This is a genomic window from Pseudomonas sp. (assembly GCF_049590575.1).
Lineage (GTDB): Bacteria > Pseudomonadota > Gammaproteobacteria > Pseudomonadales > Pseudomonadaceae > Aquipseudomonas.
The window spans coordinates 1-7,392 of sequence record NZ_JBAWDE010000058.1; the positions used below are offsets into that span (position 1 = coordinate 1).

The following is a 7,392-nucleotide window of genomic DNA, read 5'->3' on the forward strand; positions in this document are numbered from 1 at the left end:
GGCCCACGCCGCGCGCAGCGAACGTGACTTTGACCGCCGTGTGCCACCGGCGCGGATCGCCGAGCTCGACAGCCTGGGCAGCGACTTCAATGCGTTGCTCGGTGAGATGGAAGCCTGGCAAAGCCACTTGCAAAGCGAAAACGAAAGCCTCGCGCACCAGGCCAACCATGACAGCCTCACCGGTTTGCCTAATCGCGCGTACTTCGAAGGCCGGCTGATTCGCGCGCTGCGCAGCGCCGCCAGGGCCAAGGAACAAGTGGCGGTGTTGTACCTGGACAGCGACCGCTTCAAGGAAATCAACGACAGCTTTGGGCACGCCGCCGGCGATGCCGTGCTGATGGCCGTCGCCGAGCGGGTGCGGGCGCAATTGCGTGAAGATGACCTGGTGGCGCGCCTGGGCGGCGATGAGTTCGCGATCCTGTTGGCGCCGTTGTACAAGGTCGAAGACGCCCAGCGCATTGCCGACAAGATCATCGCCAGCATGGACCAACCGATTCCCGTGCCGGGCAACACCCATGTATTGACCTCTCTCAGCATCGGCATCGCCCTCTACCCTGATCATGGCGCTACGCCGGGCACCTTGCTCAACGCCGCCGACGCGGCGATGTATCAGGCCAAGCGCCAGTCCCTGGGCGGGCAGCAAACGGCGGAGCCGGTCGTCAACGTTCAACACAGGAGCTGATCCCTTGTTATCCACCACACGCGTTCTGTTTATGACTCTGCTGGTAGCGCTGCTGGCCCTCGGCGGCTGCCAGACGCCCCCACCCAAGGGCCTGACCCCGGCGCAGGTCGCCGTGCTCAAGCAACAAGGCTTTGAGCTGACCGACGAAGGCTGGGCGTTCGGCCTGTCCGGCAAAGTGCTGTTCGGCAGCGACGTGGAAACCCTCAACCAGCCCAGTAGCGAAATCGTCCAACGCATCGGCAAGGCCTTGCTGGGCGTGGGCATCGAACGCGTGCGCGTCGACGGCCACACCGACGGCTCGGGCAAGGAAGCCTACAACCAGCAGTTGTCCTTGCGGCGCGCCAAAAGCGTGGCGACGGTGCTGACCGCTGTGGGCATGAAAGAAGAAAATATCCAACTGCGCGGCTTGGGCAGCAGCCAGCCGGTGGCGTCCAACGACACAGCGGCGGGGCGTACCGAGAATCGGCGGGTGTCGATTGTGGTGAGTGTGGACTGAGCTGATTCGCCTGCGCTAAATGTGAAATGCAATCAATGTAAGGAGGGGGCAAGCCCTCTCCTACATTTGAACTGCAGCGTGCCTTAGACGGTGTTTGCTAATTGCCCGGCGTCAGGGGAAACGCCAGGCAAAAGCGCGTCCCACGTTCAGTGCTATCCACGCTGACGCGACCGTTGTGAATCTGCATGATCGAGCGAACGATGGCCAGGCCCAGGCCGCCGGAATCGCCCGGCTGATTGCGCGATGGATCACACCGGTAAAAACGCTCGAACAATCGCGGTAGATGCTCCGGTGCAATGGGATCGCCGCAGTTGTGCACACTGAGTTCAAGCCAGTCTTCGCGTATCTCGCTGCTGACAGTGACAGCCGTGCCGGGCGTCGCATGGCGTAGCGCGTTGGCCAGCAGGTTAGCCAATGCGCGGCGCAGCAGGATCGGGTCTGCCACCCACTCACCCTGGGTGTGGTCAATCAGTTGTATGTCGCGCTCCTGCGCCACGCCTTCGAAATACTCACACAGTTGCGCGCAGAGTTCGGGCAGGTCGAGCCGCTCGGGCGTGATCGAGATATGGGATTGTTCGGTACGCGCCAGAAACAACATGCTGTCGATCATCCGCGCCAGCCGTTCGTACTCTTCCTGATTGGAGACCAGCAGGTTCTGATACTCATCCACCGTGCGGCCATGCCTCAGCGTGTGCTGGGTATGGCCCATCAGGTTGCTCAAGGGCGTGCGCATCTCATGGGCGAGGTCTTCGGAGAAACGCGAGAGTTGAGCGAAGCCTTCCTCAAGTCGCGCCAGCATCTGATTGAGGGCTCTGCTGAGCACTTGCAGTTCGCTCAGCTCATTGAAGTCATCCAGCCGCACATGCAAGTGCTGAACATCAATTCCCGCAGCGCGTGTCGCCAGTTGCCGCACCGGGCGCAAGCCGCGCTGGCTGACCCAGCCGCCGAGCACAAAGGCCAGCAGGGCGCCCACGGATAACGCGAGCCACAGCTTGAGCCGGTAAGCGCCGAGCATCTGCTCGCGTTCGTTGAGCAGCTTGGCTGCAATCAGGGTCAGGTGGCGATCGCCGTTGAGCATATCCACCCAGGCGATTCGCACCGGTTGCGCGTAGTCACCGTCAGTGAGTTGAGCCATAGGCGCAGCCGCCAAGGTGGGCATGCGCACCTGTGCCGGGTTGATTTCGATTAACGCGTGGCCCGCGTCGTCGACAATCCATAGCAAATTGTCACGATTGCCCAGCATGTTTTCATACAGCTTCGGGCGATCGCGCAGGGTTTCTATACTGTCGCTGTCGTTGATCAATCCTTGCAGGCGCTGCAGGCGTCCGAGCAGTGCCTGGTCGTCGCGCCAGGCGATTTCTCGCTCCAGGGATTGATACAGATAAAAACCGATAGCGCCCATCAGCACCATGCTGACCAGGGCGAACATCACGGCCAGGCGCAGGCTGAGGGCGCGCGGCATCAACTTCACGAGGGCACCTCAAGCATGTAGCCAATGCCGCGAACGGTATGAATCAGCTTGACCGGGTAAGGGTCGTCGACCTTTGCCCGCAGCCGGCGGATGGCAACGTCGACCACATTGGTGTCGCTGTCGAAGTTCATCTGCCAGACCTGAGAGGCGATCAGCGCGCGTGAGAGCACTTCCCCCTCGCGGTTGAGCAACAGGTGCAGCAGCGCAAACTCTTTGTTGGTCAAGGTCAGGCGTTGGCCATTGCGCGTGACCTTGCGGCGCAACAGATCCAGGCTCAGGTCGGCCACCAGAAACTGCTCAACCTCGCGCGGTGGCCCGCGGCGCAGCAAGGTGCGCACGCGGGCCAGCAGCTCTGCGTAGGAAAACGGCTTGACCAGGTAATCATCGGCCCCCAGTTCCAGCCCCTTGACCCGATCATCAATGGCGTCACGAGCCGTGAGGAACAGCACCGGGGTTTGCCACTTGCGCCGGATGATCTGCAGCAGTTGCCAGCCGTCCAGGCCCGGCAGCATCACGTCAAGAATGATCAGGTCGTACTCGCTCTCCTGCACCAGGTGCTGGCCATCCAGACCATTCAAGGCGACGTCCACGGCATAGCCGGACTCACTCAAGGCTTTTTGCAGATAGTCGGCAGTTTTCGCTTCATCTTCGACGACAAGGACGCGCATTTTTTCCTCCAGGGCAGGGCTATAGGCTAGGCCGATAGGCCGCGTTTTCACATTACAAATCGGTAATCCGCGCGCAATGAACCTGACGGGGCGAGTGGAACATTATGCCTGGCGATTTTTCGACCACGTTCAACCCTGGGGAAAGGCATGCGTATCACCGGATCAATTTCTTTGCTGCTCACATTGGCGGTGGCCTCCACATTTGTAGTGGCGGCCGATACCCAGGTTGCGCAGCGCAAGGACGTCACGCTGGCGTTGGCCAATAACCTGGCCAGTGCTTCATTGGCCGCGTGCCATGCACAGGGCCGCACCGCCGTCGTGGCGGTCGTCGACCGTGGCGGCAACCTGGTCGCCGTGCAGCGCGATGACAATGTCGGCCCGCACAACACGCTGGCGGCCCAACGCAAAGCCTATACGGCACTGTCGACCAAGACGCCCACCCGGCTACTGGCCGAGCGTGCCCGCAGTACGCCAGATGCCGAAAACCTCAACACGCTGAACGAGCTATTGCTGCTCGGCGGCGGCGTGCCGTTGCTGGTGGACGGCGAGGTCATCGGCGCGCTGGGCGTCGCCGGTGCCGGCGGCGCGGCATTCGATGAAGGTTGCGCACTCGCCGCTATTTCAAAAACCTTACCTGCCACTCACTAATCATCTGCCCTCCACTAAAGAGACGATCATGAAACGACTCAAATTGTTCTTCGCAGGCGCCGTCTTGAGCGTTATTTCTTCGCTGGCATTGGCTGCGGCCAACCCCTTGAGCGTGCATGTGCTGAACCTGCAGGACGGGCTGCCTTCCCCAGACGTGCGGGTGACCCTGGAAAAAAGCAATGGCCCGAACTGGGACATGCTCAACACGGCATCGACCAACGAGCAAGGTCGCATCCCGGCGCTCTACCCAGAGGGCAAGCCGTTGGAGAAAGGCATCTACCGCGTCACGTTCAAAACCGGCGACTGGTTCAAGGCACACAAGATCGCCAGCTTCTTTCCCGAAGTACCGGTGATTTTCGAAGTCGACGGCACGGTCGCGCACTACCACATTCCGTTGCTGCTCAGCCCTTATGGCTTTTCCACTTACCGTGGGAATTAATCGACGCGTCTTGTAGGCAGTTAGTCTGCAAACAGCATGGTCGAGGTTTCGCCCATCAACAATGCGCGGTTCAGCTCAGCGGTTTGCCTGATGTAATCCCACAACAAGGTAATCCGCTTGAGCTTGCGCAAATCCTCCCGGCAGTACATCCAGAACTGCCGCGTCAGCACAATCTCCTCCCTCAGCACCGGCAACAGCCGCGGGTCCTGCGCCGCCAAAAAGCACGGCAAGATCGCCATCGACCGCCCTTGCTGCGCCGCCACGTACTGCGCAATCACGCTGGTGCTGCGCAGGCTGGCGCTGGCGCCGGGCACCACGTTTGCCAGGTACAGCAACTCGGAGCTGAACGCCAAATCATCCACATAGCTGATAAACGGGTGCTCGGCCAAGTCCGCCGGGCGCTGGATGGGCGGGTGTTGGTCGAGGTATTCCTGGGTCGCGTACAGCTGCAGTTTGTAGTCGCACAGTTTGCAGCACACGTAGGGCCCGTGCTCCGGGCGCTCCAGGGCGATGACGATGTCGGCTTCGCGCTTGGACAAGCTGATGAAGTGGGGCAGGGGCAGGATGTCCACCGAGATCGCCGGGTAGGTGTCGACAAAGTGGCTTAACTGCGGCGTGACGAAAAAACTGCCGAACCCTTCGGTGCAGCCCATGCGCACATGCCCGGACAGCGCCACTCCAGAGCCGGACACCTGTTCGCAGGCCATGTGCAGGGTGCTTTCGATGGATTCCGCGTAACCCAGCAAACGCTGGCCCTCAGGGGTGAGGACGAAGCCGTTGGTCCGGGATTTTTCGAACAGCAGCGTGCCGAGTGACACTTCCAGTGAGCTGATACGCCGCGACACAGTGGTGTAGTCCACCGCCAGGCGCTTGGCGGCCACGCTGGCCTTGCGGGTGCGGGCCACTTCGAGGAAAAACTTCAGGTCATCCCAGTTCAGGGAGCCCAGTGATGTGATGTTTTTTTGCATATTGGACCGGCTTTTATGTACGTTCTTATTAGAAGTTTGCACATCTATACTCCAAAAACAGTCCGAACGCCTCATTCTTCAAGGTGATTCAACGCCTTGGTTCTCTGCATAACTATAAGATTTGGAGACCACATGAACGCTTCTGCCGATATTTCCGTGCAACAGGTCAAGCTGCTGATCAACGGTGAATGGGTCGAGTCCAAGACCACCCAGTGGCAAGACATTGTCAACCCGGCCACCCAGCAAGTGCTGGCCAAAGTCCCTTTCGCCACCGCCGATGAAGTCAACGCGGCCATCGACGCCGCCCATCAAGCCTTCCAGACCTGGAAGCTGACGCCGATCGGCGCGCGCATGCGCATCATGCTCAAGCTGCAGGCCTTGATCCGCGAACATTCCAAGCGCATCGCCGGAGTCCTCAGCGCCGAGCAGGGCAAGACCATTGCCGATGCCGAGGGCGATATTTTCCGTGGCCTGGAAGTGGTCGAGCACGCCTGCTCCATCGGCACCTTGCAGATGGGCGAATTCGCTGAAAACGTTGCCGGTGGTGTGGATACCTACACCCTACGCCAACCGATCGGCGTGTGCGCCGGTATCACCCCGTTCAACTTCCCGGCAATGATTCCGTTGTGGATGTTCCCGATGGCGATTGCCTGCGGTAACACCTTCGTACTCAAGCCGTCCGAGCAGGACCCGCTGTCGACCATGCTGCTGGTAGAGCTGGCGCTGGAAGCCGGTGTGCCGGCGGGCGTGCTCAACGTGGTGCACGGTGGCAAGGACGTGGTGGACGCGCTGTGCACCCACAAAGATATCAAGGCCGTGTCTTTCGTCGGCTCGACCGCCGTGGGCACTCACGTCTACGACCTGGCCGGCAAACACGGCAAGCGCGTGCAGTCGATGATGGGCGCCAAGAACCACGCCGTGGTGCTGCCGGACGCCAACCGCGAACACACCCTGAATGCCCTGGTCGGTGCCGGTTTCGGCGCGGCCGGCCAGCGTTGCATGGCCACGTCGGTGGTGGTGTTGGTGGGCGCGGCCAAGCAATGGCTGCCGGACCTGAAAGCGCTGGCGCAAAAACTCAAAGTGAATGCCGGCAGCGAAGCCGGCACCGATGTCGGCCCGGTGATCTCCAAGCGCGCCAAGGCACGCATCCTGGAACTGATTGAAAGCGGTGTGAAAGAAGGCGCCAAGCTCGAGCTGGACGGCCGCGACATCCAGGTGCCGGGCTTCGAGCAAGGCAACTTCGTCGGCCCGACTCTGTTCTCGGGCGTGACCACCGATATGCAGATCTACACCCAGGAAATCTTCGGCCCGGTGCTGGTGGTGCTGGAAGTCGCCACGCTGGATGAGGCCATCGCGCTGGTCAATGCCAACCCGTTCGGTAACGGCACCGGCCTGTTCACTCAAAGCGGTGCGGCGGCGCGTAAGTTCCAGAGCGAAATCGATGTAGGCCAGGTCGGCATCAACATCCCAATTCCGGTGCCGGTACCGTTCTTCAGCTTCACCGGTTCGCGTGGCTCCAAGCTCGGTGACCTCGGCCCGTACGGCAAGCAAGTGGTGCAGTTCTATACCCAGACCAAAACCGTCACCAGCCGCTGGTTCGACGACGACACGGTCAACGATGGCGTGAACACCACCATCAACCTGCGCTGATTTCGGGAGACGACCATGAAGATTGCATTTATCGGCTTGGGCAATATGGGCGCCCCCATGGCCCGCAACCTGATCAAGGCTGGCCACGCACTGAACCTGTTCGACCTCAACCAGGTTGTGCTCAAGGAACTGGCCGAACTGGGCGGCAGCATCAGCGACTCGCCGCGTGACGCGGCCCAAGGCGCCGAGCTGGTGATTACCATGCTGCCGGCCGCGGCCCATGTGCGCAGCGTCTGGTTGAATGAAGACGGCGTACTGGCGGGCATCGGCAAAGGCGTACCGGCGGTGGATTGCAGCACCATTGACCCGCAGACCGCGCGCGACGTGGCGGCGGCGGCGGCGAAACAAGGCGTGACAGTCGCTGATGCCC

The 7,392-nt window shown here is 61.1% G+C and carries 9 protein-coding genes; 6 read left to right on the top strand and 3 right to left on the bottom strand.

Annotation, left to right across the window (positions count from 1 at the left end; genetic code table 11):
* Both WBR57_RS04365 and WBR57_RS04370 read left to right on the top strand, forming a co-directional pair.
* Nucleotides 1-682, top strand: a 682-nt coding sequence (locus WBR57_RS04365) for a diguanylate cyclase domain-containing protein (RefSeq protein ID WP_424082463.1), incomplete at its 5' end; no start/stop codon positions are given.
* A 4-nt stretch (nt 683-686) separates the two neighbouring features.
* Nucleotides 687-1,178: an OmpA family protein gene (locus WBR57_RS04370; RefSeq protein WP_424082465.1), complete on the top strand. Its 492-nt coding sequence runs from the start codon at nt 687-689 to the stop codon at nt 1,176-1,178.
* 97 nt (nt 1,179-1,275) lie between these two features.
* Here WBR57_RS04370 and WBR57_RS04375 read toward each other — a convergent pair whose 3' ends face one another.
* Together WBR57_RS04375 and WBR57_RS04380 are read right to left on the bottom strand one after the other, a co-directional pair.
* Nucleotides 1,276-2,649, bottom strand: a complete 1,374-nt coding sequence (locus WBR57_RS04375; RefSeq protein ID WP_424082467.1) for a heavy metal sensor histidine kinase — start codon at nt 2,647-2,649, stop codon at nt 1,276-1,278.
* Nucleotides 2,646-3,317, bottom strand: a complete 672-nt coding sequence (locus WBR57_RS04380; RefSeq protein ID WP_424082469.1) for a heavy metal response regulator transcription factor — start codon at nt 3,315-3,317, stop codon at nt 2,646-2,648. Before WBR57_RS04380 ends, WBR57_RS04375 begins: the two co-directional genes overlap by 4 nt.
* A 147-nt stretch (nt 3,318-3,464) precedes the next feature.
* On the opposite strand from WBR57_RS04380, the gene WBR57_RS04385 reads away from it, so the two are divergent.
* Together WBR57_RS04385 and uraH are read left to right on the top strand one after the other, a co-directional pair.
* Nucleotides 3,465-3,965, top strand: coding sequence for a GlcG/HbpS family heme-binding protein (locus WBR57_RS04385; RefSeq protein ID WP_424082471.1), 501 nt, complete (start codon nt 3,465-3,467; stop codon nt 3,963-3,965).
* A gap of 28 nt (nt 3,966-3,993) precedes the next feature.
* Nucleotides 3,994-4,404, top strand: a complete 411-nt coding sequence (gene uraH / locus WBR57_RS04390; RefSeq protein ID WP_424082473.1) for a hydroxyisourate hydrolase — start codon at nt 3,994-3,996, stop codon at nt 4,402-4,404.
* Nucleotides 4,405-4,424: 20 nt separating this feature from the next.
* On the opposite strand, the gene WBR57_RS04395 is transcribed toward uraH, so the two are convergent.
* Nucleotides 4,425-5,372 carry a LysR family transcriptional regulator gene (locus WBR57_RS04395; RefSeq protein WP_424082475.1) on the bottom strand — a complete coding sequence of 316 codons (948 nt, stop codon included), beginning with the start codon at nt 5,370-5,372 and terminating at the stop codon, nt 4,425-4,427.
* A gap of 132 nt (nt 5,373-5,504) precedes the next feature.
* Here WBR57_RS04395 and WBR57_RS04400 point away from each other — a divergent pair, with 132 nt between their 5' ends.
* Together WBR57_RS04400 and WBR57_RS04405 are read left to right on the top strand one after the other, a co-directional pair.
* Nucleotides 5,505-7,022 carry a CoA-acylating methylmalonate-semialdehyde dehydrogenase gene (locus tag WBR57_RS04400; RefSeq protein ID WP_424082477.1) on the top strand — a complete coding sequence of 506 codons (1,518 nt, stop codon included), beginning with the start codon at nt 5,505-5,507 and terminating at the stop codon, nt 7,020-7,022.
* Between the two features lie 15 nt (nt 7,023-7,037).
* Nucleotides 7,038-7,392 (top strand): NAD(P)-binding domain-containing protein (locus tag WBR57_RS04405; RefSeq protein ID WP_424082479.1); only part of this gene is annotated, 355 nt, incomplete at its 3' end.